General features: G+C 65.0%; 24 protein-coding genes. 12 read left to right on the top strand and 12 right to left on the bottom strand.

Annotated features, from left to right (window positions below; genetic code table 11):
* The first annotated feature begins 32 nt into the window (after nucleotides 1-32).
* Complete coding sequence (gene pgi / locus CH285_RS03220; protein WP_094644488.1) at nucleotides 33-1,694, top strand: glucose-6-phosphate isomerase; 1,662 nt, start codon at nucleotides 33-35, stop codon at nucleotides 1,692-1,694.
* A gap of 193 nt (nucleotides 1,695-1,887) precedes the next feature.
* A complete protein-coding gene (locus CH285_RS03215) occupies nucleotides 1,888-2,892 on the top strand; it encodes a hypothetical protein (protein ID WP_179271308.1) in 1,005 nt (334 codons plus the stop codon).
* Here the strand turns inward: CH285_RS03215 and CH285_RS03210 are convergent.
* A complete protein-coding gene (locus CH285_RS03210) occupies nucleotides 2,869-4,485 on the bottom strand; it encodes an acyl-CoA dehydrogenase family protein (protein ID WP_094644486.1) in 1,617 nt (538 codons plus the stop codon). The two genes, CH285_RS03215 and CH285_RS03210, sit on opposite strands and share 24 nt — an antisense overlap.
* Nucleotides 4,472-5,074 (bottom strand): TetR/AcrR family transcriptional regulator, encoded by a 603-nt coding sequence (locus CH285_RS03205; RefSeq protein ID WP_094644485.1) that lies wholly within the window; start codon nucleotides 5,072-5,074, stop codon nucleotides 4,472-4,474. Before CH285_RS03205 ends, CH285_RS03210 begins: the two co-directional genes overlap by 14 nt.
* 60 nt (nucleotides 5,075-5,134) lie before the next feature.
* Here CH285_RS03205 and CH285_RS03200 point away from each other — a divergent pair, with 60 nt between their 5' ends.
* From CH285_RS03200 to CH285_RS03190, 3 genes are read left to right on the top strand one after another with little or no spacing between them, the layout of a single operon-like run.
* A complete protein-coding gene (locus tag CH285_RS03200; RefSeq protein ID WP_027496004.1) occupies nucleotides 5,135-5,899 on the top strand; it encodes a crotonase/enoyl-CoA hydratase family protein in 765 nt (254 codons plus the stop codon).
* On the top strand, nucleotides 5,896-7,152 hold the full coding sequence (locus CH285_RS03195) for a hypothetical protein (RefSeq protein ID WP_094644484.1): 1,257 nt from the start codon (nucleotides 5,896-5,898) through the stop codon (nucleotides 7,150-7,152). Before CH285_RS03200 ends, CH285_RS03195 begins: the two co-directional genes overlap by 4 nt.
* 16 nt (nucleotides 7,153-7,168) lie before the next feature.
* The gene (locus tag CH285_RS03190) at nucleotides 7,169-7,414 is read left to right on the top strand and encodes a DUF2630 family protein (RefSeq protein ID WP_027496002.1); all 246 of its coding nucleotides are present in this window, start codon (nucleotides 7,169-7,171) and stop codon (nucleotides 7,412-7,414) included.
* A gap of 99 nt (nucleotides 7,415-7,513) precedes the next feature.
* On the opposite strand, the gene CH285_RS03185 is transcribed toward CH285_RS03190, so the two are convergent.
* Nucleotides 7,514-8,272, bottom strand: a complete 759-nt coding sequence (locus tag CH285_RS03185) for an SDR family oxidoreductase (RefSeq protein WP_032388637.1) — start codon at nucleotides 8,270-8,272, stop codon at nucleotides 7,514-7,516.
* A 29-nt stretch (nucleotides 8,273-8,301) separates the two neighbouring features.
* Here CH285_RS03185 and CH285_RS03180 point away from each other — a divergent pair, with 29 nt between their 5' ends.
* Complete coding sequence (locus CH285_RS03180) at nucleotides 8,302-9,732, top strand: dihydrolipoyl dehydrogenase family protein (RefSeq protein ID WP_094644483.1); 1,431 nt, start codon at nucleotides 8,302-8,304, stop codon at nucleotides 9,730-9,732.
* A gap of 5 nt (nucleotides 9,733-9,737) precedes the next feature.
* Here CH285_RS03180 and CH285_RS03175 read toward each other — a convergent pair whose 3' ends face one another.
* Nucleotides 9,738-11,144, bottom strand: a complete 1,407-nt coding sequence (locus CH285_RS03175; RefSeq protein ID WP_032371259.1) for an APC family permease — start codon at nucleotides 11,142-11,144, stop codon at nucleotides 9,738-9,740.
* 60 nt (nucleotides 11,145-11,204) lie between these two features.
* Between CH285_RS03175 and CH285_RS03170 the strand changes: the two genes are divergently transcribed.
* Together CH285_RS03170 and CH285_RS03165 are read left to right on the top strand one after the other, a co-directional pair.
* The gene (locus CH285_RS03170; RefSeq protein ID WP_027495998.1) at nucleotides 11,205-11,813 is read left to right on the top strand and encodes a TMEM175 family protein; all 609 of its coding nucleotides are present in this window, start codon (nucleotides 11,205-11,207) and stop codon (nucleotides 11,811-11,813) included.
* Nucleotides 11,810-12,583, top strand: coding sequence for an IclR family transcriptional regulator (locus CH285_RS03165; RefSeq protein WP_027495997.1), 774 nt, complete (start codon nucleotides 11,810-11,812; stop codon nucleotides 12,581-12,583). The genes CH285_RS03170 and CH285_RS03165 overlap by 4 nt, the downstream gene beginning before the upstream one ends.
* Here the strand turns inward: CH285_RS03165 and CH285_RS03160 are convergent.
* From CH285_RS03160 to CH285_RS03140, 5 genes are all read right to left on the bottom strand, one after another.
* Nucleotides 12,571-13,560, bottom strand: coding sequence for a 2-hydroxyacid dehydrogenase (locus CH285_RS03160; RefSeq protein ID WP_094644482.1), 990 nt, complete (start codon nucleotides 13,558-13,560; stop codon nucleotides 12,571-12,573). The two genes, CH285_RS03165 and CH285_RS03160, sit on opposite strands and share 13 nt — an antisense overlap.
* Nucleotides 13,557-14,480, bottom strand: a complete 924-nt coding sequence (locus CH285_RS03155; protein WP_057473723.1) for a hydroxymethylglutaryl-CoA lyase — start codon at nucleotides 14,478-14,480, stop codon at nucleotides 13,557-13,559. The genes CH285_RS03160 and CH285_RS03155 overlap by 4 nt, the downstream gene beginning before the upstream one ends.
* Entirely contained in the window at nucleotides 14,481-15,692 is a 1,212-nt protein-coding gene (locus CH285_RS03150) for a CaiB/BaiF CoA transferase family protein (protein WP_094644481.1), read from the bottom strand.
* Between the two features lie 29 nt (nucleotides 15,693-15,721).
* Nucleotides 15,722-17,113 (bottom strand): GntP family permease, encoded by a 1,392-nt coding sequence (locus tag CH285_RS03145; RefSeq protein WP_032385841.1) that lies wholly within the window; start codon nucleotides 17,111-17,113, stop codon nucleotides 15,722-15,724.
* 125 nt (nucleotides 17,114-17,238) lie between these two features.
* Nucleotides 17,239-17,799, bottom strand: a complete 561-nt coding sequence (locus CH285_RS03140; protein ID WP_032365947.1) for a molybdenum cofactor biosysynthesis protein — start codon at nucleotides 17,797-17,799, stop codon at nucleotides 17,239-17,241.
* 74 nt (nucleotides 17,800-17,873) lie between these two features.
* On the opposite strand from CH285_RS03140, the gene CH285_RS03135 reads away from it, so the two are divergent.
* The gene (locus tag CH285_RS03135) at nucleotides 17,874-19,418 is read left to right on the top strand and encodes a carboxylesterase/lipase family protein (protein ID WP_094644480.1); all 1,545 of its coding nucleotides are present in this window, start codon (nucleotides 17,874-17,876) and stop codon (nucleotides 19,416-19,418) included.
* Here the strand turns inward: CH285_RS03135 and CH285_RS03130 are convergent.
* Complete coding sequence (locus CH285_RS03130) at nucleotides 19,411-20,277, bottom strand: DNA-formamidopyrimidine glycosylase family protein (protein ID WP_094644479.1); 867 nt, start codon at nucleotides 20,275-20,277, stop codon at nucleotides 19,411-19,413. The two genes, CH285_RS03135 and CH285_RS03130, sit on opposite strands and share 8 nt — an antisense overlap.
* Before the next feature lie 29 nt (nucleotides 20,278-20,306).
* Here CH285_RS03130 and CH285_RS03125 point away from each other — a divergent pair, with 29 nt between their 5' ends.
* The 3 genes from CH285_RS03125 to CH285_RS03115 are packed head-to-tail and all read left to right on the top strand — an operon-like array spanning nucleotide 20,307 to nucleotide 21,994.
* Nucleotides 20,307-21,107 (top strand): thymidylate synthase, encoded by an 801-nt coding sequence (locus CH285_RS03125; RefSeq protein ID WP_094644608.1) that lies wholly within the window; start codon nucleotides 20,307-20,309, stop codon nucleotides 21,105-21,107.
* Entirely contained in the window at nucleotides 21,104-21,613 is a 510-nt protein-coding gene (locus CH285_RS03120; RefSeq protein WP_094644478.1) for a dihydrofolate reductase, read from the top strand. Before CH285_RS03125 ends, CH285_RS03120 begins: the two co-directional genes overlap by 4 nt.
* A 54-nt stretch (nucleotides 21,614-21,667) precedes the next feature.
* Nucleotides 21,668-21,994, top strand: a complete 327-nt coding sequence (locus tag CH285_RS03115) for a cupin domain-containing protein (RefSeq protein ID WP_094621643.1) — start codon at nucleotides 21,668-21,670, stop codon at nucleotides 21,992-21,994.
* Here CH285_RS03115 and CH285_RS03110 read toward each other — a convergent pair.
* Together CH285_RS03110 and CH285_RS03105 are read right to left on the bottom strand one after the other, a co-directional pair.
* Complete coding sequence (locus CH285_RS03110) at nucleotides 21,987-22,847, bottom strand: universal stress protein (RefSeq protein WP_094644477.1); 861 nt, start codon at nucleotides 22,845-22,847, stop codon at nucleotides 21,987-21,989. The genes CH285_RS03115 and CH285_RS03110 overlap by 8 nt on opposite strands.
* A gap of 103 nt (nucleotides 22,848-22,950) precedes the next feature.
* A complete protein-coding gene (locus CH285_RS03105) occupies nucleotides 22,951-23,856 on the bottom strand; it encodes an acyl-ACP desaturase (RefSeq protein ID WP_057473720.1) in 906 nt (301 codons plus the stop codon).
* Nucleotides 23,857-23,935: the final 79 nt, after the last annotated feature.

The following is a 23,935-nucleotide window of genomic DNA, read 5'->3' as shown; positions in this document are numbered from 1 at the left end:
CATGACTCGGCACCGGATTACTGTTGGTTCGTATGAGCGTCGATATCACCGGCACGGATGCCTGGCAGAAACTGACCGATCACCACTCCGAGATTGCCGATACTCATCTCCGAACTCTGTTCGCCGATGACGCCGACCGAGGGCGCACCTTCACCCTCGCCGCCGCGGATCTTCACATCGACTACAGCAAGCATCGCGTCACCAGCGAGACTCTCGCCCTGCTGATCGAACTGGCCCGCACCGCAGACGTCGAAGGCAAGCGCGACGCCATGTTCGCAGGCGAGCACATCAACACCTCCGAGGATCGCGCTGTTCTGCACACCGCGCTGCGCCTTCCCGCCGATGCGTCGTTGACCGTCGACGGCCAGGACGTCGTAGCCGATGTGCACGAAGTCCTCACGGCCATGGGCGAATTCACCGATCGCGTGCGTTCGGGCGAATGGGTCGGTGCCACCGGCGAGAAGATCTCCACCGTCGTCAACATCGGCATCGGTGGATCCGATCTGGGCCCGGTCATGGTCTACAACGCACTCCGTCACTACGCCGACGCGGGGATCTCGGCGAAATTCGTCTCGAACGTCGACCCCGCCGATCTCGTCGGCGCGCTCGACGGACTCGACCCGGCGTCGACGCTGTTCATCATCGCCTCCAAGACCTTCTCCACACTCGAGACGCTGACCAACGCCACCGCGGCCCGGCGCTGGCTCGTCGACGCACTCGGTGAGGACGCCGTCGCCAAGCACTTCGTCGCCGTGTCCACCAACGCCGAACGCGTCGCGGACTTCGGCATCGACACCGCCAACATGTTCGGCTTCTGGGACTGGGTGGGCGGACGCTATTCCGTGGACTCGGCAATCGGACTGTCGGTCATGGCCGTCGTCGGCAAAGAGGCGTTCGCCGAATTCCTCGACGGTTTCCATCGGATCGACGAGCACTTCCGGTTGACGCCTCTCGCCGAGAACGCACCGGTGCTGCTCGGCCTCATCGGCCTGTGGTACAGCAACTTCTTCGGCGCGGAAACCCGTGCAGTGCTGCCGTATTCGAACGACCTCTCCCGCTTCGCCGCGTACTTGCAGCAGCTGACCATGGAGTCCAACGGCAAGTCCGTCAAGGCCGACGGCTCACCCGTCACCACCTCCACCGGCGAAATCTTCTGGGGCGAACCGGGCACCAACGGACAGCATGCCTTCTACCAATTGCTGCACCAGGGAACACGTTTGGTGCCCGCCGACTTCATCGGCTTCGCCGAGCCCACCGACGATCTGCCCACCCGCGACGGCAGCGGCTCGATGCACGACCTGCTGATGAGCAACTTCTTCGCCCAGACCAAGGTGCTCGCCTTCGGCAAGACCGCCGAGGAAATCGCCGAGGAAATCGCCGCCGAGGACACACCCGCAGATGTGGTGCCGCACAAGGTGATGCCGGGCAATCGACCGTCCACCTCGATCCTCGCCCCCAAACTCACCCCGTCCGTCGTCGGACAATTGATCGCCCTGTACGAACACCAGGTCTTCGTCGAAGGCGTCATCTGGGGGGTCGACTCCTACGACCAGTGGGGCGTCGAACTCGGTAAGACCCAGGCACTCGAACTGACACCGGTACTCACCGACGCCGAAGCCCCTGCCGTGCAATCGGATTCATCCACCGACGCCCTGGTGCGCTGGTACCGGGCGCAGCGGGGTCGTTCGGCCTGAGTTCGGTCGGGCCCGGCCGGGACGCAGATCAGCTCCCCAGTTTCGGATTTATGCCTCCGATCGGCGTCGGATATCCGAAACTGGGGAGCTTTTTCGCTGCATACGGATCCGAATCGACGGTCGGCGCGTCCAAGCATCCATGGACCTACCTCACACCGACCTGTTCACCAGAGCTGACGCACTTACTTTCGGGTTGACCGACGACGACCTGAAAAGTCTGCGCCGCGCCGGTGAATTGTCGGTGCTGCGACCGGGCTTCTATGTGCCTACCACGCTGATGCACGAGGCCAGCCCGACCGAACGTCATTTCCTGCTGGCGCGGTCGTATCTGATGTCCGCACCGGCGCACGAAGTGCTCAGCCACGTCTCGGCGGCCATCGCCTGGGGCTTCGACGTCTGGAAGCTGCCGCTCGACAAGGTGCACATGACACACGGTCTCGATTACGCGAGCAAGCGTCGCCCGCTCCGAATTCTCCACGGGACTACATTGGACCCCGCCGAACGCACAACCGTCAACGGCTACCCGGTCACCACCGCGGCTCGAACGGTCGTGGACATCGCTCGCACCAGCAGTGTGGATCGATCGGTATGCGTCGGCGACAGTGCACTGAGATCCGGCCACACGGACTCGGACGCGCTGGCCCACGCGGTCGAATCCGCACGATTCCGAACCGGCATCGCAGCCGCCCGCCGCGCGGTGTCTCTGATGAACGGACGTAGTGAGAGTGTCGGCGAATCGCGCAGCCGAGTGCTGTTCGAAACCCTCCCGCTCCCCACACCTCTGCTCAACCAATGGGTGCACGACGGAGCCGGCCGCTTCGTGGGAAGAGTCGACTTCCTGTTCTGGGAGCTGGGTGTCATCGGCGAATTCGACGGCGAATCGAAGTACGACTCGAAACGCGTTCTGTTGGATGAGAAGTATCGCGAGGACCGACTTCGCGAACTGGGTTGGGTCATCGTGCGGTGGAACTGGCGTGAACTCGACGATCCCCGAGCACTGCTTCGCCGCTTCGAGCAGGCCTTCGCCCGCGCAGCTGCGCTACCGGCACCCAGCGGATGGTTCGGCGACCAGCGGATGGCGGCGGATCAGCTCCCCCAGTTTTGGATAACCGACTCCGATCGGCGTCACATTTACGAATGTGGGGAGCTGATCCGCAGGACACGAGCCAAATCGTCACACCCGCGCCAACACAGCTGAGGTATCGACTCCGACGGGCAGGGTGCCGAAGGCAGTGCCCCAGTCTCGGTCGAGTCGGCTCGCGCAGAAGGCGTCGGCCACTGCGGGGTTTCCGTTCATCACCAGCTGCGCACCCTGGAAGGTCAGCGCCATGAGTTCGACGACGCGGCGGGCCCGGTATTCCATGTCGGAGGTGTCGGAGAGTTCCTTGCCGACGCGGGCGATGGCGTCGTCGAGGCGAGAATCCACACCCGACGCCTTGCCGATCTCACCGAAGAAGGCCTCGACGCTGTCGGGTTGACGCGCGAGTGCACGCAGCGAGTCGAGGGCTGCGACGTTGCCCGACCCTTCCCAAATCGACATCAGCGGCGATTCGCGGAACAACCGCGGCATGCCCGATTCTTCGACGTAGCCGTTGCCGCCGAGGCATTCGAGTGCTTCGGCGGCGTGGGCCGGCGCTCGTTTGCACACCCAGTACTTGGTGACGGCCAACGCAATTCGGCGTAGGGCGCTCTCCTGCTCGTCGCCGCGGGCGGAACCGTCGGTGGCCTGCGCCAGACGAATCATGGCGGCGGTGGCGGCCTCGGATTCGATGGTCAAGTCTGTCAACACGTTTCGCATCAGAGGCTGATCGATCAGTTGCGCACTGAAGGCAGCTCGGTGACGTGCGTGATGCACCGCGCGGACGGTGGCATTGCGGATACCGGCAGCAGAGCCGATGACGCAGTCCAATCTGGTCATGTTCACCATCTCGATGATGGTGCGCACCCCGCGGCCCTCCTCGCCGACGAGCCAGCCGGTCGCACCGTCGTATTCCAGTTCTCCCGAGGCGTTGGATTTGTTGCCGAGCTTGTCCTTCAAGCGCTGCAGCATCATTCGGTTACGGGTGCCGTCGGGCAGCACCCGCGGCAACATGAAGCACGAGAGCCCGCCCGGTGCCTGGGCCAAGGTGAGGAACATGTCCGACATCGGCGCAGAGGTGAACCACTTGTGGCCGACGATCGAATAGGTTCCGTCCGACGACGGGGTGGCCGTGGTGGTGTTGGCGCGAACGTCCGAGCCGCCTTGCTTTTCCGTCATCGACATACCGGCGATCAATCCGCGTTTGCTCGACGGTTCGCGCAGCCCGAAGTCGTACTCCCGGGACGCGAGCAGAGGCTCGAACTGCGCGGCGAGAGAGGGGTTGTGCCGCAACGCCGGTACGACGGCGTAGGTCATCGAGATCGGGCACATGTGGCCTGCTTCGGCCTGTCCCCATACGTAGAATTTCGCGGCGCGGGCCACGTGCGCACCCACTCGGTCGTCCGTCCACGGGCTGGCGTGCAGTCCGTGCTGCACCGCGACGGTCATCAGATCGTGCCAGTGCGGGTGGAATTCGACCTCGTCGACGCGATGGCCGTACCGATCGTGTGTCCTGAGCACCGGTGGGTTCTCGTTCGCGAGCCTGCCCCACTCCTGCGCCTCGACTCCGCCTGCGAGAGCGCCCAATTGACGCACCTCGTCGCGCGCCCAGCCGCCGCCGGCTCGGTCGAGACCGTCCAGCAGCGAGGCGTCGTCGGACACGTCGTAGGGCGTCAGGTCGGTCGCCTGATTGAAGACCTCATGTGTGTTCATCTCGAACTCCTAACGCACGCAACGAATAAGCGACGAGACCGGGGACCACGTCCACGGACTCGTGCGAGGACAACGGACCGACCAGCACTTCGCCGACGGCACCCACGAGGCCGGCGGCCGAGATCGCCGCGTCCTGATCGGGAATTTCCCCGGCCGCGATTCCTGCCACGATCGCGTCGGCGAACGCAGCGGTGAATTTGCGCCGGAACACCAACCGCTCGGCGTCCACTGCTGGATCGACCGGTTCGGCGAGCAGCGCGTAGGCCATCGTGCGGTTCTTCAGGGCCCGCCCGGCGAAGGTCTGCACCACCGCGGCGACTCGCTCGGATGTGCTGCCGTGTGCGGCGACGGCGACCACCGCAGCCACTTCACGGGTGCAGACCTGCCGGAAGGTCTCGACGACCAGGTCGGATTTGCCGTCGAAGTGCGTGTAGACGCTGCCCGCGGACACGCCTGCGGCCGCGGCGACCGAGGCCACCGACAGGCCCGCGTATCCCTTGGTGGACAGGACCTCGACGGCGGCAGCAAGCAGTTTCGTTCGGCCGGCATCGAGCCGGGCTTGCACTGCGGGTGTTCGCCGGTAGGGCATTGAAGGATTGAAGCACTGATTCAGTGCTTCACGCAAGGGGACTCGAGTAGGTTCGTAACCATGCCGGTACGGATCGAACGATCAGGCCCCGTCACCACCGTGGTCCTCTCACGCCCGGAGGCTCGCAACGCCGTCGACGGGCCCACTGCTCAGGAACTCACCCAGGCCTTCGAGGAATTCGATGCCGACGAATCCGCGTCGGTTGCCGTGTTGTGGGGCGAGGGCGGCACGTTCTGCTCGGGAGCCGACCTCAAGGCACTGGGCACACCCAGGTCGAACCACGCGACCGAACACGGCGACGGTCCGATGGGCCCGACGCGAATGCGGTTGTCCAAGCCGGTCATCGCCGCGGTGTCGGGATACGCCGTCGCGGGTGGGCTCGAACTCGCCCTGTGGTGCGACCTACGCATCGCGGAGGACGACGCCACGTTCGGCGTGTTCTGTCGGCGCTGGGGCGTGCCCCTGATCGACGGCGGCACAGTGCGATTGCCGCGCATCATCGGCACCGGACGAGCGATGGACATGATTCTCACCGGACGCGCCGTGGCCGCCCAGGAGGCGTTGGACATCGGCCTGATCACCCGGGTGGTTCCGGTCGGCCGTGCCCGATCCGAGGCCGAGGCGCTGGCCGCCGAACTGGCGTTGCTGCCCCAGACCTGCATGCGCGAGGACCGGCTGTCCGTCCTCGAGCAGGACGGCCTCGACGAGGAAGCCGCGCTGAAGAACGAGTTTCGGCACGGTGCCATCTCGATCACCGCCGACGCGCTCACCGGAGCGAGTCGGTTCGCCTCGGGCGCGGGGCGACACGGTACCCCCAGTCCGTGATCTCGACCCGCCTGTCGGTGATCGACGAGATCTTTCTCCGCACACATCGCGGGTACGGCACACCGATTGCACTGCAGGGTATTTGGCGTACTGCCGAGTCGGTGACCCAGGACGAACTCGAACGGGTACACGCTGCGCTCGCACGCGGGCAGCTGGGTCGACAGGTCGGCGTGCCTCGCATCCCCGGTGCCCGGCTCCGATGGGACGTCTGTTCCACCTCGCTGCCGCTGACGGTCGCCTCCGAGCCGGTCGACGACGCCATCGAGTGGGCCGACCACCAGGCCGATGTGCAGTTGGATCCGCAATACGGACCGGGGTGGCGGTTGACGGCAGCTCCGCTGGCCGGCGGCGGTACCGTCGTATCGCTGGTGTGCTCGCATGCGCTCGCCGATGCCCGTGGGCTCATCGACGCTGCTGCACAGTCGTTTTCGGGCTCGGTAGAAACCGAACCGATCGCCTCCCCCGGTTCGGACGCAGCGGACGCTCTGCGCATGATCGTCACCGTGCTCGTGCGGTCGATCGTCGCGACCGCTCGACTGTGGGTGAGTGCGAAGGCTCGGGCCGAGCTGCGCGCATTCACGGCATCCGACTCGAATCGCACACGCCCCCACCGTGTTCGACGGGCCTCCTCGGTGGTCGTGGACGTCGATGCAGCGCAGTGGGATTCGGCTGCCGAGCTCGGTGGCGGCTCACCCAATTCGTTGTTCGTGTGCGTCGTCGCCGCGACCATGGCAGAACTCGGCTCACCCACGGTGACCGTCGACATCCCCTTCCGCACCGGATCCGGCGACGCGAACTCGATCGGGATGGCCACCGTCGACGTTCGCGGAGACGCTTCGCCGACGGCAGTGCGCGCGGCGTGCAAAGCTGCCTTCGCCGCGCCCGTCGGAGCCCCCGCGGGGTACCCGCCCGAGGTCGTCCAACTGCTCCCCCACCGCCTCGCGGCGAAGTTGACCTCGACGCCGGGGCGCGGAGAAGTGTTGTGCTCCAACATCGGCGACATTCCGCATGCGCTGACGACCCTCGGGCCGCATCGATCCTGCGGTCTGGCCACCCGCGCGATCCACCCCGCACCGACGGGACCGATCCCGCTGTCGACGATCAGGCTGTCGACCTACCTGTCCCGGATGGACGGGCGCTACACACTCTCCCTGGTGTGCACCGACGACGCGCTGGTCGGATCGGCGGCAGAGCTCACCGCAGCGGTGCACCGCGCTCTGGCGCGGCGAAACCTGGCCGGTACACCCTGGTAGGTCTACCGTTGCAGCCATGAACGAGCACGATATCCACACCAAGATTCAGCAGCTGATCGCCACCGAGCACAAGCTGCGCACCGACACCCAGGCCGGGGAGATCGACCCCGACACCGAGAAGGCGCAGCTCGCGTCACTCGAACACGCTCTCGATCAGTGCTGGGACCTGCTCCGGCAGCGCCGCGCACGCATCGACGCAGGCAAGGACCCCGACTCCGCGACGGCCAACAGCGTCAACCAGGTCGAGGGATACCTGCAGTAAACCGGTCATTCCGCAGGCTCCACTCCTGCATCGAACCGGTCATTCCGCAGGCTCCACTCCTGCATCGAACCGGTCATTCCGCAGGCTCCACTCCTGCAGTCAGACCATTCGATCCGTCAGCACGTTCGGCAGGAACCGCAGCGCCGCGTCGATGCCTCGCCATTTCAGGCCGGGCAGCGCGGCGCGGCGCGTTTCGCTTTCGATGGCCCGGACCATCGCGGTGACGCCTTCGTCCAGAGTGGCTGTGAGAGCAGCACTGTCGCCTGCGCCGGCCGACATGTCGGTGGCGATGAAACCCGGCAGAAGCGTCGTGACGACGATGTCGGTTCGGGCCAACTCGGTGGCCAACGATTCTCCCAGAGAGGCCACCGCCGCTTTGCTGGCCGAGTAGGTCGCCTTGGCACCGGGCAGACCCCGATCGGCGCTGATGGACGAGACGAACACCAGGTGCCCGTGCTTCTGGGCCCGGAATATCGCCAACGCGGCCTCGGCCTGCGACAGCGCACCGACGAAATTGGTGCGCGCGGTCTGCAGATTGGCGTCGGCGCGACCGGATCCGATTTTCGCACCCTTGCCGAGTCCGGCATTGACGACAACTCGATCCAGGCCGCCCAACTCGTCGCGCAGTTCGCCGAACACCGTCACCACGGCATCGTGATCGGTGACGTCGAGTGCGCGCACCGCCACGGTGATCCCGGGATGCTGCGTCATGAGTTCGGAGCGGAGCTCGTCGAGCCGCTCGACCCGTCGCGCACAGAGCGCGAGATCACGGCCCATGGCCGCGAAGCGGCGCGCCATCTCCTCACCGAGTCCTGAACTCGCGCCGGTGATCAGAATCTTGCTCCGAGTGGTCGCCATAAGCGGGGAGCCTATGTCACTGTGGAGCAATGGCCCCAGAGAGCTCGGAATTCGATGTGATCGTCATCGGCGGAGGACCCGTCGGTGAGAATGCCGCGCAGTACGCGATACAAGGCAGCAGCCGCACCGCCGCCATCGTCGAACACGAACTCGTCGGCGGCGAATGCTCGTACTGGGCATGCATGCCCAGCAAAGCGCTCCTGCGGCCCAGCGAGGTGCTCGATACCGCCCGAAACATGCCGGGTGTGAAAGAACTGGTCGGCGACCAGCCACTCGACGCCGACGCCGTATTGGCCCGACGCGAATCCTTCACGCACGGCCTCGACGACTCGTCGCAGGTGTCGTGGGCCGAGTCCGCGGGCATCTCGGTGATCCGTGGCCACGGACGGCTCAGCGGGGTCAAGACCGTCGAGGTCGACGGCAGAACGCTCACAGCTCGGCATGCGGTGGTGCTGGCCACCGGCACCACCGCGTCGGTGCCGAACACGCCTGGCCTTCGCGATGCCCGACCGTGGATCTCCCGCGACGCCACGAACATTCACGAGACCCCCGGCCACGTGGCCATCATCGGCGGCGGTGTCGTGGCGAGCGAGGCAGCGACGTGGCTGCTGTCCCTGGGGGCGAAAGTCACGATGATCGTGCGCGGCTCGTCCCTGCTGGCCGGCTCCGAGCCGTTCGCCGGGCAGCTCGTCGCCGACGCACTGAAACAACGCGGCGCAACGATCATGCTCGACGCGTCCCTGACGGCCGTGTCGCGGCAAGATCCCGCCGACACCGGCGTCGGCCGAATCCACGGTGGTCCGGTCACTCTCACAGTCGGCGGCGAGGACCTCGTCGTGGACGAGGTGCTGGTCGCGGCGGGCCGCTCCCCGGCGAGCTCGGATCTGGGACTGTCCTCCGTCGGTCTTCCCGACGGCAGATACGTCGACGTCGACGACCACCTCACTGTGGGAGACCACGACTGGCTCTATGCCGTCGGCGATCTCAACGGCCGGGCACCGTTGACGCACATGGGCAAGTATCAGGGACGGGTGGCCGGTGACGTCATCGCCGCCCGGGCCGAGGGAAAGCCGCTCGATCACAAGAAGTTTCGCGCCACCGCTGATCACGGACAGATTCCCCAGGTCGTCTTCACGCCCCTCGAGGTCGCCTCGGTCGGGCTCACCGAGGCCAAGGCGCGCGAAGCCGGTATCGACGTCGAGATCGCGGCCCAGGACATTGCCGTCGCGGGTTCCTCCATACAGCAGGACGATTACTCGGGTCGTGCGCAGTTGGTGATCGACAGGGCCACCGACACTCTCGTCGGGGCGACCTTCGTCGGGCCGGGGGTAGCGGAATTGGTGCACGCGGCCACCGTTGCCGTGGTCGGGAAGGTATCGCTCGACGATCTGTGGCATGCGGTGCCGTCGTATCCGACGGTCAGCGAAATCTGGCTCCGACTACTCGAATCGCGCCGGTGACAGGTTCAGCTCCGCGCATATGCCGCAGCTATGCCGGCGTAAGTTGTCGGGTCGGTTCGCCTCAGGCGTAGAGCCACCAGGACCCCGAGGATCGCTGCGAGTATCAGCACCACCGGTACCGCGTTGACGACGGCAGAATCGGATCCGGTGAGCACGCTGTAATGCGTTCCGGCGAGGATCAATCCGGTCGTGAACCCGAGAAATCCGATGCCCGGGGCAATCGCGGTGCGCCACACGGATCGATCGGGATGGCCGATGAAGAACACGACCACCGACAGTGCCGCGGCGGCCTGCAGCGCGATGACACCCAGAGTGCCGAGGCCGATGGCACCGGCCGCATAGCTCAGGTAGGGGTCGGCACCGGCCACCGCGAAGCCCGTCAGCGATACCGCTGCCACCACCGATGCAGTGACGCTCCCGACGTGGGGGCTCGCGTGCCGCGGGTGAATTCGGCCGAGCCACACCGGAAGTACACGCTCACGCCCCAGCGCGAACAGATAACGACTGGCGGCGTTGTGTACCGCCAGATACGACGCGAGCACGCTGGTGCACAGCAGCACTGCGGTTCCGTCGTACAGCACTGTTCCGCCGTACTCACGCGCCAGCGTGAACAGTAGGTTGCCCAGTTCGGTCTGGGCCAGCGCCGGAGCGTCGACGCCGCCTGCCGCACCAACGACGATCCAGCTCGTCGTGACGTAGAAGACCGCGATGATCGACACCGCAATGAACGTCGCACGCGGGATGCTCCGCCGCGGGTCCTTGGTCTCCTCCCCGTACAACGCGGCGGACTCGAACCCGATGAAGCTCGAGAACGCGAACATCATGGCGATACCGAGCGAACCGGAGAACACCTGAGTGGGTGTGAACGACTCCAGTGGCACTGCGGCAGCACCCTTCTGCCCGACGACCAAGCCGTCGAACACCACCAGAAAAGCGAACTCCAGCACCATCAGTGTCCCCAAGACCTTGGCGGAGAGGTCGGCATTTCGGAACCCGAGAATTGCCACGACCACCACGGCAACGCCGGTGAAGACGTACCACGGAATATCGATGCCCGAATCGGCGAAGACCAAATGGGTGAAATAGCCGAATGCTCCCGAAAGCCCGCACGCAAGTGACGTATACGCGACAACTGCGACATATGCGGCAGCAATTCCGGGCGGTTTACCCAACGCGAGACCGATGTAGGTGTAGAACGCACCGGTACTGTAGACCTGCTGCGCGATCGCCGCGAACCCCACCGAGAAGCACAGCAGCACAATTGAACTGATCGCGTACGCGGCAGGCAACCCAGCCCCGTTTCCGCGAATCAAGGCCAGTGGCACGTTACCGATCATGGCCGCCATCGGTGCTGCGGCAGCAACCACCAGAAATACCACTCGCCCGGTGGTCAGAGTACGTCGCTCGGACATCGTTGGGACGCTACCCGTACTGGGAGCACAATGCTGACATGGAATACGAGATGGGCTGACATGGAATATCAACGCGGTTTCGAGAGACTGGTCAATTTCAGCGATGCCGTGGTAGCCATCGCGGCCACGCTGTTGGTTCTACCGCTCGTCGAGTTGGCCGACCCTGGCCGGAGCGACAGCTTCGTGGACGTCTTTCGTGAGCACGGTGTGGAATTCTATGCATTCGTCCTGAGCTTTCTGGTGATCTTCACTCAATGGCTCAGCCACCACCGCGTCTTCCGAAATCTGATCGGCTACACACCTGCACTGATGTGGATCAATTTCGTGTGGCTACTGTCCATCGTGTTCCTCCCCTTTCCGACGAAGCTGATCGCCGAGAAGAACGGATACGACTCGAGTTCGTCGACGCTGTACGTCGCCACAATCGCTGTCTCCGTCATCGCCATGTTCGTCGCGGACGTCGTCGTCTCGCGGCACCCGTCGATCGTGGCCGCTGACTCTCGCGACGTGGAACGAGTCCGCACCGGCGCCGTCGGCTCGGCGTTGATCCTGATCGCGTTCGGTCTGGCGTTCACACCACTCGGCCTGTGGTCACTGCTGATCCTGCTGCTGGCCAAGCCGATCAACCACTTCGCCGATCGACGCACTACACGTAGATTGGTCGAGTGACCGAGAATTCACCGAAGCAGCAGCCGCTTCTCGTGCTGGGCAAGATCACCGAGATTCTCGATGTGTTCTCGTTCGATCGCCCGGCCATGACGCTGGGCGAGATTCAGCAGAGCACCGGGCTGCCCACCTCGACGGTGCAGCGTCTGGTCACCAACCTGGTTCAACAGGGCTTTCTGGATCGAGTCGGCGATCGCATCCGCATCGGGGTGCGGATGGCGTACTGGGCCGCAACGGCGACCAAGGATCTCGACGTGTTGTCGGTCGTCAACCCGATCCTCAAGGACATGCGCGATCTGACGACCGAGACAGCGTGCTTCTTTCGGCCCGAGCAGAACTACCGCGTGTGCGTGGCCATTGCCGAGACGCGGCATGCGTTGCGACGAGACATGTACGTCGGCAAGGTCATTCCGCTCAGCGCAGGATCGGCCAGCCGTGTCCTGCTGGCCTGGGACTCGGAACTGGCCGAGCGTGTTCTGTCCCGCGAACTCGAATCGTTGACCGAGCAGACGGTGACCGAGGCCGAGACGATGCGGGAACTGTTGGCGCAGACAAGGTCCCACGGCTACGCGATCACCACCGGTGAGCGCGAAACCGGCGCATCGGGGCTGTCCGCTCCGGTGTTCGATTCGGCCTCGGACATCGTCGGTGCCGTCACCATCAGCGGCCCGACATTACGGATGCCGCAGTCGCAGTGCGAGGCCTGGGTGGACCTGCTGATCTCGCATGCCGAACAGATCACCCGGACCCTCGGCGGCCGCTACCCTGCCTGACCCCAGGCCTCGGGATTGACCGGGTGCGGCGGGAGCTCACCGCGCAGCATCGCCACGGCATTGGTGGCGCACAGGCGCGCCATCTCCGAGCGCACCGAGACCGTCGCGCTGCCCACGTGCGGTAGGAGCACGGTATTGGACAGTTCGGCCAGGCCCGGTTCGAGCGCAGGTTCGCGTTCGTAGACGTCCAATCCTGCTGCAGCGATCGATTTCTCACGTAGAGCAATCACCAGCGCTGCCTCGTCGACCACTGGCCCACGCGCGGTATTGATCAAAATCGCCGACGGCTTCATGGCCTCGAACACGGCAGCATCGACCAGATGCCGGGTGGAGTCCGACAACGGGACGTGCAGAGACAGAAAGTCACTCGTTGCGACGATCTCGTCCCACGCCGCATGTTCGATGCGGCCGGCGAACTCACCGAGTTCGTCGTCGGAGACCTCGCGATCGCCGGGCGGCCGGGGGCAGAACTTCACCGTCATGCCGAAGCCCAGTGCCCGCCGAGCGGTGGCCCGAGCGATCCGGCCGAAACCGGCAAGGCCGAGCACGCGGCCCGAGACATCGCTGCCCAGAAGCAGTTCGGGCTCCCACCCGGTGAAGGATCCGGACCGAACGAACGCATCGGCTTCGACGGCGCGGCGAGCCGTGGACAGCATCAGGAGCATCGCGATGTCTGCGGTCGAATCCGTCAGCACACCCGGAGTGTTCGCGGCGGTGATTCCGTGGCGGGTCGCGGCCGCGATGTCGATGTTGTCGAATCCGACGGCGTAGTTGGATATCCCGGTGATCGACGCCGTAGCGAGAAGTTCCGCATCGAACCGGTCACGCAACTGCGAGACGACCACGGAATACGTACCCGATGCGCAGGCGTCGAGAAGCTGCTCGCGGTCCAACTCGCGGAGGTCGACCTCGCCGGCAGCCCGCAGAATGTCCATGCCGGGAGCCGGGATTTCCGACGTGACGAGAATGCGGCTCATACGACCCACTCGAACACGTGCGCCTCGGACCTGGCACCCTGCACGGTTTTCGATCGCATGGGCTCCTCCAGTTCGGCCAGCAGGCCCTCCGACAGAGAGACCATGCGTGCCAGCGTCTTCGGCTCGAACCAGTCCGGCCTCGTCGCGAAGAGAATGTCCTCGGACGAGGTGTTGCCACTGGCACCGGGGGCGAAGGGGCAGCCGCCCAGTCCGCCGAGCGAACCGTCGACCATCGCGGCTCCGGCCGAGATGGCGGCCAGAGTGTTCGCGACGCCCAGACCCCACGTGTCGTGACCGTGGAACACCACCCGGCGATCCGGCGTTTCCGCGCGTACCCGTGAGATCAGCGACGACACCTGAACCGGTACCGCCTGTCCGAGGGTGTCGCAGATGACAATATCCGTTGCGCCCGTGGCTCGTTCGTCGTTGGCGATCTCGATGACCCGATCCGGCGGTACCTGTCCTTCGAAAGGACAGGTGAACGACGTTGCGATACACAGCTCGATCTGTCCGCCCACCGAGCGGGTGATGTCGACGGCATCGGGCATCGCGGCCAGCGACACCTCGGTGGTGCGCCCGATGTTGGCCTGGTTGTGCGAGTCCGACGCGGAGAAGCAGTACTGGAAGTTGCGAGCCCCTGCAGCAGCGGCCTTCTCGACGTGGCGTGGAGTGGCGACCCACACCCAGCATCGCTCGAGTTCCTCGGCGGTCAGCTCGCCGATGACCTCGAGGGTGTTGGCCATGGGCGGCACTTTGTCGCCGCGTGCCATCGAGCCGACCTCGAGTGCCGGCACGCCGAGTTCGATGAGGGCCCTGATGATCTCGAGTTTGCGTTCGGTGGGGAGCATCTTGCCGGTGAGCTGCAGTCCGTCGCGCATCGTGACGTCGCGTAGCTCCGCGGTGGGGGTGAAACGGTACATCTACAGGCCCATCTCTTCGTCGGTCCGGCCGAGCAGCGTCGACAGTACTTCTCTGGTGTGCTCGCCCAGATCCGGCCCGACCGAACGGATCGGCAGGGATGCGTCACCGATCACCGGGACGACTCCGACGAACCCGACGTCGGTGGGCTCTTCCTGGCCGGTGTCGACCGGAAAGTGCTGAATCATGTTGCGGGCCGCGTACTGTTCGTCGGCGACGATATCCGCGGCGGTGTAGATCGGACCAGACGGCACCCCCGCGGCATCGAGGATCTTCAATGCCTCGGCGCGCGAACGCAATCCGGTCCAGGCCGAGATAGCGGCGTCCAGCTCGTCCCGGCGACGCCACCGGCCGGCGTTGGTCGCCAGGTCCGGATCGGCTCCCAGATCGGGACGGTCGATGGTTTCCATGTAACGCTGGAAGATGGCGTCGCCGTTACCTGCGATGATGATCGAGTGACCGTCGTTGCACGGGTACGCATTCGAGGGCGCGATGCCCTCCATCCGGCCGCCCGTCCGTTCGCGTTCGACGCCGTACGCCAGATAATCCGGGATCAGAGACTCCATCATCGACAGGATGGATTCGTTCAAGGCCACATCGATGGAACGCTGTTCGAGCGACAACGGGTCCGATTTCTCTGCTGCGCGCTGCGTCTGTCGTTGGAACAACGCCATGACACATCCGAACGCCGCATAGAGACCGGCGATCGAGTCGCCGATCGACACACCGACCCGCACGGGCGGCCTGTCCGGATCACCGACGAGGTTGCGGAAACCGCCGTACGCCTCTGCCACAGCGGCAAATCCGGGTCGCTGCGACATCGGACCGGTTTGCCCGAATGCCGAGATGCGCGTGATGATCAGCTCCGGATTGGCGGCACTGAGAACCTCGGGCGAGATCCCCCACTTCTCGAGTGTGCCGGGCCGAAAGTTCTCCAGCACGATGTCGCAGTGCGCGGCGAGGTCGACCACATCTCTGCGGCCCTGCTCGGTGCGCAGGTCCAACACGATCGATTTCTTGTTCCGGTTGATCGTGCGGTACAGCATCGACGTCGTACCGGAATACAGCCGCCAATTGCGCAATTCGTCGCCGGTACCCGGCCTTTCGACCTTGATCACCTCGGCACCGAAATCGGCGAGCATCCTGGCCGCCGTGGGTGCGGCGATGTAGTTGCCGAGTTCGAGAACTCGAACTCCACTGAGCGGCAATGCCATTGTGTTCCTTTCGATATTCGCGGAAGAGGTCACAGGATCCAGCTCATCGGCACGATCAAGGCAATGGCAATGACCGATGCCACCGACACACCCACCGAGCACGTCTTGAGTGTGCCCCTCGTCGACTGGCCCATCAAGGACTGCAGCAGCCAGAACGTGTTGCTGGTGACGTGCACGGCGAACAGCGATCCGGCACCGGCGGCGAGCGCGATGAACACCGGGTCGAGACCGATCAGCGGCGCGACAGGCGCGAGGATGCCGGCCGAGGTGATGGCGGAGATCGTCACCGATCCGACGGCGATGTGCAACGCGGCCGCAATGACCCACACCATCAACAGTGGAGCCGCGGTACTGGCCGTGAAGTACTGGCCCAATATGTCGCCGAGACCCGCCTCGTTGATGACGGCTGCGAGCGATCCACCGACACCGGTGAGGATGAGGATCTGGCCGCTCTCGGCGAAACCACGAGCGAGAGCTTTCTCCACCCGCTCCTGACCGACGTGGTAACGGCCGATGAGGCACGTCCCGACCAGTCCGAGGAGCAACGCGATGACCGGGCTGGCGATGAATTCGACCACCGGAACCGAGATCTCGGCGACTTCGAGAACGGCACCGATCGCGATCAGGACGAGCGCGAGCAGCAACGGCGAGAGCAACACCAGCAGCGAGGTCTGTTTCTCGGTGCGCACTTTCTGGGCCACGCCGCCGCCGGCGTCGAGTGGCTCGTCGTCGGTTTCGACAGGCTCCGGGCCCCCGGGCTCAGTGACTACGGTGATCTGTTGCTCGTCCTTCTCCTCGTTCCACCAACCGTGCCGGAAGACGAACGACATGATGGCCACCGACAGCACGACGACAGGAACGATGAGGATCAGTCCGTAGATCATCATCTTGCCCAGCGGCACGCCGAGCAATCCGGCCAGCGCGAGCGTCGCGACTCCGGGAACCATGAACACGATGCCGCACTCCAGGGCGATGGCCAGCGCCGTGGCCATCCTCGCCGTGCCGTATTTGCCGATCTTAGGGGCGAGGTTGCGTGCGAGCGGTGCGGAGATCACGAGCAACACGTCGAGGAAGATGGACTGCAACAGAGTCGCGATGGTCAGCGACAGCGCGTACGGGAGCCGCTTGGGGCCGAAGGCTCTCAGCAAGGTGCCGACGAGACGCTGGATGGCGCTCATCTCCTGCAGCACCGAACCCATCAGGACGCCGAACGCGATGAGCAATCCGACCTCGGCCATGATCTCGCCGAATCCGCCAGTGATCGTGTCGACAGTGGTCGACACTCCCAGCTTGGTCGCCAGGCCCAGGTACGCAGCCCCGAGCACCAGCGAAATCACCGGGTTGAAATGGAAACGAACGATGAAGACCACCACCGCCAGTACCGCGACGACGGTGTTGATCACGATCCACAAATCGGACATCGGTAGGTCTTTCCACCAGAGAGTGACCGCCGCCATGCATGACGGGCCGGTGTGATGCGTCGCACCATTGCTCACATTATGGGCACAGATTTACTTCGTGAGCAAGAGCGACCCCTGGCTTCGCGTCAGATGGGCTGCGCGCGCCGAATCGACAGCGCAGCTCGCGAGGCATCCAGTTCGACCGGGGAACGCACCGACAGCGGCCCGACTCGCAGGATTCCGTCCGAGAGCGGCTCGACCCGCAATCCACCGCGACCGATCAGTGCCTTGCGAGCGCCGTCGACCACCATGCGGTCCATCCACGCGCACGGATGGGCAGGTCGGCCGCCCCGGAAGCGAATCCAGCCGTCACCGGAATCGAGCTCGAATTCCAGTCCGCGCAGTGGGTCGAGTTCCAACCCGCGGACCACAACGTTCCGTCTGGCCACGGCCGGGTCGGGAACGTCGACGCCCAGTACCTCGCCGACGGCGTCCCACGCTTCGAGTGCCAGAAAGCTCACCGCTGCCTCGGTATGAGCCTTGACCCCGAAGAACCGATCGCCGCGGATGCCCTTGTGGGCGACGATCTCGACGCTGTCCGGCAATTCGGTCGGCACCTCGGCTGGGCCGTCCTTGGATCTCCCGAAGTACGCGTGCGAGGGCGCTCGCAGCAGCTCCACTATCTCGGCTCGATACTCGAAAGGCATGCTTTCGAGTCTGCCCGGTACCCGACCCTGCCGGTTCTTACCACCGGGTAAGAAGCGCCCGGTAGTATCGCGAAATGGCTGTGAAAACACGCGTGACCACTACGGACGGCATGATCGAGGGAAAGCCGGTCGGCAATCTCACCACCTGGCGGGGCATTCCCTACGCCGCCCCTCCCGTCGGTCCGCTTCGGTTTCGCGCACCTCAACCCACCCAGCCGTGGCAGGGCGTGCGCGACGCGACCGAGTGGGGCAACGCATCCGTTCAGCACAAGCGGGGCACGATGCTCGCAATCGGCAAGTACCAACCGTCGAGCGAGGACTGCCTGACACTCAACGTCCTGGCACCGAGCACGCCGAGCACGACACCCAGACCGGTCATGGTGTTCATCCACGGCGGTGCGTACACCCTCGGCACGTCGGCCACCCCGCTGTACGGCGGAGGTTCGCTGGTCCGGCGCTCGCTGCAGGACGGCGAAGGCATCATCTACGTGTCGGTCAACTACCGACTCGGCGCTTTGGGCTACCTCGACATGTCGCGATTCTCGACCCCCGAGCGGCCGTTCGATTCCAACCTGGGACTACGCGACCAGGTGGCGGCATTGGAGTGGGTAAAGCGCAACATCGCCGAGTTCGGCGGAGATCCCGGCAACGTCACCGTCTTCGGCGAGTCCGCAGGCGGCAATGCCGTCACCACCCTGATGACAGTGCCCGCCGCGAAAGGCCTTTTCGCCCAGGCAATTGCCGAAAGCTCGGCACCGGGCATGACGACCGCCAAGCATCGTGCGGACCAGTGGGCGAGCGAGTACGTCGGGTACCTCGGAGGCACCGCCGAGACCGCGGTGGAAACCCTGGAGAACGCCGAGGTACTGGCACTCGGCCGAGCAGGCACCAAGCTCGGACTCACCACGCTGCACCGCACTCCCGGCCTGCTCCCCTTCGGCCCGGTGATCGACGGTGACTTCCTTCCTGTCGATCCGGTCGAGGCGTACGCGAACGGCACCGCACACAATGTGCCGCTGATCATCGGCACCAACGCCCGTGAGGGAACACTGTTTCCGAAGTTTCTGGACGCGTTGCCCACCAACCCCGAACGCATTTCCAAACTCTTCTCCCTCACCGATCCCGCGGCAGAACCGGTTGTCACCGGCGGATACCGGGGATACCCGAGCGAGCGGGCCGCCATCGACTTCGGCGGAGATTTCACGTTCTGGAAGCCGTCTCTCGAAGTGGCCGAAGGACATTCGCGTCACGCACCGACGTACTTCTATCGTTTCGACTTCGCCCCTCGGTCGATGAAGTTGCTGGGCCTCGACGCCACTCACGGGTTCGAGTTGTTCGCCGTCTTCGGCATCAACGAGACGTTGTTCGGCAAGGCCCTGACCGCGACAGGGGGACGAAAGTCGTTCGCGGAGGTCACCGAGCACGTGCAGTCACACTGGATTGCGTTCGCCACCAACGGAAAGCCGTTGGAATCGTGGCCGGCCTACGACGAAGCCGAGCGGAAGACACTGATCTTCGACACGCGCACTCGGGTGCAGAAAGATCCGCGCAGCGATCGCCGCAAAGCGTGGGAAGGCTATCGCGGCTACGCCAGCCAGACGCTCGAACCCGCTACTTGAGCAACCGCGACATCCGGCGGTCGGCAAGAATCTTGCCGGCCGTCTGGCACGTCGCGCAGTACTGAAAAGAGCGGTCCACGTAGGCGACCTCGCGCACCGGATCTCCGCACACCGGGCACGGCAGCCCGGTTCTGGCGTGCACCCGCATGCCGGATCGCTTCTCCCCCTTCAGGCGCGCCGCATCCTGCCCGGCCGAGCGGTCCACCGCGTCGGACAGGACCGAGCGCATCGCGGCATAGAGAACCGAAACGGCTTCCGCGTCGAGCTTGCTGGACGATGCGAACGGCGAGAGCTTGGCGACGTGCAGAATCTCGTCCGAGTAGGCGTTGCCGATTCCGGCGAGCAACGATTGGTCCACCAACGAGGTCTTCAGACGAGCTGTGGTGCTGCCCAGTATCTCGGCGAATTCGAGCTCGGTGACCGTCATCGCGTCCGGCCCGAGCCGGGCGATGCTCGCAACCTGCTGAGGATCACGGACCACCCAGACCGCCAATCGCTTTTTGGTACCGGCTTCGGTCAGGTCGATGGCGGGCGTCGCGCCCTCGGGAGTGAAGAAGTGGATCCGCAGCGCCAACGGCCCCTTACCCGGTTTCGGCGGAGCAACACTGGGGTTGTCCACCCATCGCAGCCAACCCCCTCGCGACAGGTGGGTGATCAGCCACAGGTCACCCGCCTGCAGCGCCAGATGCTTTCCGAACCGCGCGGCATCGGTGACGTCGCGACCCTGCAGATCGGTGATCGGCGGATCGAAGGTCTTGAGAACGCTGAGCGCCGCGATGTCGATGCGGCCTATCACGGCACCGACGGCATGCTCGCGCAAGAAGCCGGCAAGGGCCTCCACCTCGGGTAATTCCGGCATGCGTCCAGTATGCAGCTACGATGGCCGTCGTGATGGTTCCGACTCCGTACGAAGATCTGCTGCGCCGCATCCTCGACACCGGTACAGCCAAATCCGACCGGACGGGAACCGGGACGACCAGCGTGTTCGGGCATCAGATGCGCTTCGATCTGGCTGAGGGCTTCCCGTTGATCACCACCAAGAAGGTCCATCTCAAGTCGATCGTCTACGAACTGCTGTGGTTTCTGCGCGGAGACTCCAATGTCACGTGGCTGCAGGAACACGGCGTCAGCATCTGGGACGAGTGGGCAGCGCCGGACGGCGAACTCGGCCCCGTCTACGGAGTGCAGTGGCGTTCGTGGCCGACCCCGTCGGGCGAGCACATCGACCAGATCAGCCAGGTCATCGAGACTTTGAAGACCGATCCGGATTCGCGGCGAATGATCGTCTCGGCGTGGAACGTCGGCGAAATCCCGCAGATGGCCCTGCCGCCGTGCCATGCGTTCTTCCAGTTCTATGTCGCCGACGGCAAGCTCTCGTGCCAGCTGTATCAACGCAGCGCAGACATGTTCCTCGGCGTCCCCTTCAACATCGCGAGTTACGCACTCCTGACCCACATGGTCGCCGCACAGACCGGCCTCGACGTCGGCGAGTTCGTGTGGACCGGCGGCGACTGCCACATCTACGACAACCACCGCGACCAGGTTGCCGAGCAGCTCTCCCGCGAGGCGTACCCCTACCCGACTCTGAAACTGGCACAGCGGGATTCGATCTTCGACTACACCTTCGACGACGTCGAGATCGTCGAATATCAGCACCACCCTGCAATCAAGGCCCCGGTAGCGGTGTGAGTGCATCGAGAGAAGTCGGCCTGATCTGGGCTCAGAGCACCGCGGGCGTCATCGGGGACGCCGGATCGATCCCCTGGCACGTGCCCGAGGACATGGCGCACTTCAAATCGAAGACGGCCGAGCATCCGGTGATCATGGGCCGGAAGACGTGGGACTCATTGCCCGCGAAGTTCCGTCCGCTGCCGGGCCGTCGCAACATCGTCGTCACCCGCAATTCCTCGTGGATCGCAGACGGTGCCGAGACCGCGCCGAGTGTCACCGACGCAGTGGCCCTGGTAGGCGACGGCCCGATCTGGATCATCGGCGGCGGCGAAATCTATCGCAGTGCAATGGGTATCGCGACCCACCTCGAAGTCACCGAGATCGACCTCGACGTCGACGGCGATACGAGCGCCCCCGAGATTTCGGACGAGTGGATTGCTGAGGCGGGCGATTGGCAGAACAGCCGCGTGGATGGAACGCGATTCCGTTGGGTGGAGTACGGGAAGCCTACCCAAACTGTTTGAGCGCGTTCATGATTCCCCCATCGCGGCTGCGGGTGGTGCGTCATACTGGCGGCTATGGACAAGAAGTCACTCACCGCACTTGCCCGTCAGCAACTCAAGCTCGCAGTCGGCGCGTCGAGTGGCCGCAGTTCGCAGACGGTGTACGGCGGCCACAGCCGCAAATTGAGGCAGACCGTCGTGGCGCTGGCCGCAGGCAACAGGCTGGCCGAACACGATCTCAGCGGTGAGTCGACCGTCCTCGTCCTGAGCGGCAAGTTGGAGCTGATCAGCGGTGAGAAGACCTGGAAGGGCTCGACCGGCGATCTCCTCGTCATCCCCGACGCACGACACAGCGTCGAAGCGCTCGAAGACGTCAGCTTCTTGTTGACCGTCGCTATGTGACCGCTTTCCTGACGACCAGCACCGGGCAATCTGCGGTGTTGACCAGAGCGAAGCTCGTCGACCCGAGCAGCATTCCCCCGAATCCGCCGCGTCCCCGATTACCCACCACGATCAGCGCTGCCGTTTCGGACAGTCCACTGAGCACCCGAACGGGGCGATCCTGGGCGACGACGCGTTGGACGTCGACCTCCGGGAACCGCTCTTGCCACCCGGCGAGACTTTCCGCCAGCAGCGCTTCCTCGGTGTCGGCGATGGACTGCCAGTCCGCGGGTGCCCGGCCGAACGAGCGCGTCAGATCCACGTCGGACCACACGTGTACCGCGATCAACGGAGCATCACGTGCCGAGGCCTCGGCGAACGCCCACTCGACCGCTGGCTGATTGACGTCGGAGCCGTCCACGCCGACGACGACCGGGCCCTCGGCGACGGGACGGCCGTCGATGTCCCGGCCGCGTACGACGGCCACTGGCGACACGCTGTGGGCTGCCAGAGAGATTGTCACAGCGCCCGTTTCGCTCGCTCCGATCACCAACAGCTCGGCTTGGGCCGACACGCCGATGAGTACGTCCATCACGCCGCCCTCGACGGCACTGGAGGTCACCTCGAACGTCGGGTCGTCGATGACCGACACGGCCAGCGTTTCGGCCGCCGCCAGACGCGATTTCGCAGTGGCAACGTATTCCGTTGCCTCGCCGGCAAATTCGCTCAGATCGACGACGCCCGGCATGTCGACGGCCGTCACGATGTGCAATCGCCGGTCCCGTCGCCGAGCGCACAGGGCCGCCCAGATCACAGCCTTGTCGGCCGCAGCGGAACCGTCGATGCCGACGATGATCGGTCGATGCCCTGTCACGTGTCGGCCTCCGGTAGTAGCCCCGAGCCCGGTGGCTCGGTGAATGACGAACAGGGGTTCAGGCTAGTCGATGAATGGTCGCCGAAGGCGTGATGCACTCACGTCAGCTGGCGCGCAGCGCGTCTGCGTACCCCTGAGTTCGGGTGCGGTTCGCCTCGGCTGCCGCGGCCCGGGTGTCGAGATGGACCAGGTAGTCGGCCAATTGGTCGCGGCTGCGGACACCGACGCCCAGGTCGGTCCGCTCGAAGACGCGCCACCGCGCGAGCGTCGGCAGCAGCACCTCGTCGAGATGACGTCGAAGATCGAAGATCCCGTCCCGCTCGATGAGCATGGCGCTCCGACCGAAGCCGGGCAGGTTGGTACCCGGCAACTGCGCGTTCATGACTACTTCGGTGATCGCCGTGACGGTCGGAGCGGGGGCGACGTCGAGCGCTGCCGACACCAGATTCGCAAAGAAGGTGACGTGCAGTTTCTGGTCGTCGACTATCCGGCCGAGCAAGCGATCGGCAACCGGATCGTGGCACTGGTGCGCGGTATTCGTATGGCAGACGCTGCTGATCGATTCGTCGAGAGTCACCTGCGCCAGCGAACGAAGGAGGTGAGCGCCGTTCATCGGGGAGTCGAATCCCACCGTCTTGCACTGTGCGCGAGCTCGACCGAGCGCCGCCGGATCGACACTGCGGGTAGCGACGAGGTAGTCGGTGACGGCGGCAGCATGCCGGGTGCGCTCGGCGCTCCACTCGGTGAGCCATGCGGGCCACGAGCCGGTACCCGAGGCCGCGACCTCGCACCGATACAGCGGAATGTTCTGCTCGGTGAGGAGATCGGTGACCAGTGCCGCCTTGGCGGCTTCGGTCAGCGGTGACGTACGCGTTCCCCAGTACATCTCGGTCCGGACGAAATCCGTGGGCTGCCAGGAGACAGCTGTCGAGCGGTGGCGCGCGAGGTTGTCGTCGATCGTCGGCTGCAGTTCCCGTAGAACCGTGAACTGCCCGATGTCGCTGCGCATACTCGTCCTCTCACCCCGCTCGTCCGGACCGATCCGAGATCAAAGTAGGCGTGTAGCGCAGGCGATGGGACCGCCTTCT

The sequence above is a fragment of the Rhodococcus sp. 05-2256-B1 genome, assembly GCF_002258465.1.
Lineage (GTDB): Bacteria > Actinomycetota > Actinomycetes > Mycobacteriales > Mycobacteriaceae > Rhodococcoides > Rhodococcoides fascians.
Note: the sequence above shows the minus strand (reverse complement) of the source record. Positions and strands in the feature narration are given on the sequence as shown.